The 829-nt window shown below is 66.3% G+C and carries 1 protein-coding gene; it reads left to right on the top strand.

Annotation, left to right across the window (positions count from 1 at the left end):
* Positions 1-656, top strand: a 656-nt coding sequence (locus HH308_RS29310; RefSeq protein WP_211188987.1) for a transposase, incomplete at its 5' end; no start/stop codon positions are given.
* Between the last annotated feature and the right edge of the window lie 173 nt (positions 657-829).

Raw genomic sequence — 829 nt, 5'->3', positions numbered from 1 at the left:
ACTACCTCACCCGACGTCGCCTGGCCTACTCAGTCGGATTCGGCCTGACCGAGACCACCGCGGCCGCCATCGACCGGATCCTTCCTCAAGCCTGGACCCCCGCCTATGACGCCGACGGCGTCGAACGCGACGGCGCATGGGTAGCCGAGCTGACCGGCCTGATCGACCTGACCAACTGGCCCAAGGGGATGCGCGTGATCGTCCGCAAAGAACGACCCCATCCCGGGGCGCAGTTGCGGTTCACCGACCGAGATGGGCTGCGGCTGACCGCGTTTGCCACCAACACCGTGCGTGGTCAACTCGCCACACTTGAGTTGCGGCACCGGCGTCGGGCCCGTTGTGAAGACCGCATCCGCACCGCCAAAGACTGCGGCCTGACGAACCTGCCGCTGCACGGATTCGATCAGAACCGCATCTGGTGTGCGGTCGTGATGCTGGCCTGCGAGTTGATCGCCTGGACCCAGATGCTCGCCTTCACCGACCATCCCGCCCGCCGATGGGAACCCAAACGCCTGCGCCACCGCATATTCGCGATCGCCGGCAAGATCAGCCGCCACGCCCGCCGAACCCGCCTGAAACTGGCCGCCAACGCACCCCACACCGAGCTCCTGCTCAACGCAATAGCCAGGCTCACAGCACTTCCCGCGCCAGCCTGACAACCCAGCCAACCTGACTCTCGATCCAGAAGGGACACTCGCATCTCGGGGCCGTGAACCCCGACGCCCACCGACGCCTCGGGCAACACCTCACGGCCCACGCCCGGAATCCGGTCCTCAGACCACCCAACCGGGCCCACAGCACAGAACGATCCCCTCACGAAAGATCGAGG

It is taken from the genome of Gordonia asplenii, from assembly GCF_012933505.1.
Taxonomy (GTDB): Bacteria; Actinomycetota; Actinomycetes; order Mycobacteriales; family Mycobacteriaceae; genus Gordonia; species Gordonia asplenii.
The sequence above is the reverse complement of the archived record's forward strand: the minus strand, read 5'-3'. Positions and strand labels throughout refer to the sequence as shown.